This is a genomic window from Pseudomonas sp. SDO5591_S426 (genome assembly GCF_054070755.1).
In genome coordinates this window covers 1-1,463 of sequence record NZ_JBSVXD010000395.1, presented here as the reverse complement: position 1 = coordinate 1,463, position 1,463 = coordinate 1, and the positions used below count along the sequence as shown (strand labels likewise).

The 1,463-nt window shown below is 61.6% G+C and carries 1 protein-coding gene; it reads right to left on the bottom strand.

Going from position 1 to position 1,463, the window contains the following annotated elements:
• Window positions 1–57: 57 nt before the first annotated feature.
• On the bottom strand, window positions 58–1,401 hold the full coding sequence (locus ACW9JC_RS30240; RefSeq protein ID WP_457459648.1) for a sensor histidine kinase: 1,344 nt from the start codon (window positions 1,399–1,401) through the stop codon (window positions 58–60).
• Window positions 1,402–1,463 lie beyond the last annotated feature (62 nt).

The window sequence follows — 1,463 nt, the reverse complement described above, 5'->3', positions numbered from 1 at the left end:
ACCTTGTAGGAGCTGTCGAGTGAAACGAGGCTGCGATCTTTTTGCATCACCCCATTTTTACGGCGAAACGACAGCCCCCGGCACCAACGGCAATTCCAGACTGGCAATAAACCCGCCCTCCGGGTGATTGGCCAGCACCAGATTCCCGCCATGGCGCTCGGCCGCTCGCCGGGCAATCGCCAGGCCCAGGCCATGCCCGGCCGCTGTCTGCCCCGGCGCACGATAGAACGGCTCGCCGAGCTGGTTCAAATGTTCCGCGTCGACCCCCGGCCCATGATCACGTACGCTCACCACAATCCGTTCGCCATTGCGTAACGCCTGCATTTCAATCGGCAGACCGCCGACCGGATTGAAGCGTTGGGCGTTGCGCAGCAGGTTGTCGACGGCGCGCTCGATCATGGTCGGCCAGCCCTTGAGACTCAGTTGCGCCTCGGCTTCGAGATGGACCAGTTGATCCGGTGAACCCAGTTGCGCATCTTTTTGCAGAGTATTGAGCAGCGAGTTCAGGTCTACGTCTTCGGCGCTGGCGTTGTCGGCATCGACCCGCGCCAGTACCAGGATTTCACTGATCAACGCTTCGAGCCGGTCGCATTCGCGGGTGAGGCGCGGCCAGAGTTTTTCCCGTTCCTGAGGCGTGGCCCGTTCGGCCAGTGCGAGGGCGATGCGCAACCGGGCGAGCGGGGAACGCAGTTCGTGGGATACATCTCGCAGCAGCTGACGTTGGCTGCCGATCAGGCTTTGCAGGCGCGAACCCATGCGGTTGAAGTCGTTGGCCAGTACCCCGAATTCATCGCGCCGGTTGGCCAGTTTGATCAGGCTGTTCTGTTGGTACGTGGTTTGCCCCAGATCATGCACCGCGCCGCGTAAACGACTGAGCGGGCGAGTGATGGAGAAGGTCACCAGCAGGCTGAACAGGGTCAGCACCACCAAGGCAATGCCCAATGCACTCAGCGGCCAGAGCAGGCTTTCGCGGTGCCAGGCGTTGAGTTCGGGGTGGGGAATCCGGTAGATGAACAGGTAGGTGTCGCCGGTTTTTTCGCTGGTGTATTCATCGGTCAGGCGCCGCCATGGCAGGCGTCGGTCGTCGTTGTTCTGCCGTGCTTCGAAGGCGGCGGCGCGGCGCGGAAAGGTGCCGCGCACCACCGGGTCACCGCTCTCGTTGAGCACCTGGACGTCGATGTGATACTGGCGTTTACGTTGTTCCAGCAGGTCCTGGGCGTCGACTTCGCCTTGGGCTTCGTAGGTTTGCGTCCACTGTTCGGCCAGGGTGTTGAGGCCCGGATGGCGGCTGAGAATCCACGCATCCTGGTTGAGCATGTGCCCGAGCAATATGGACAGCCCTGCAACCAGAGCGATGGCCAGCCAGAAGCTGGCCAGGATACGCCAGAACAGTGAACGCACGGAAAATCCTCAATAAAACACCCATTCCTGTGGGAGCGAGCTTGCTCGCGATGGCGTAGACA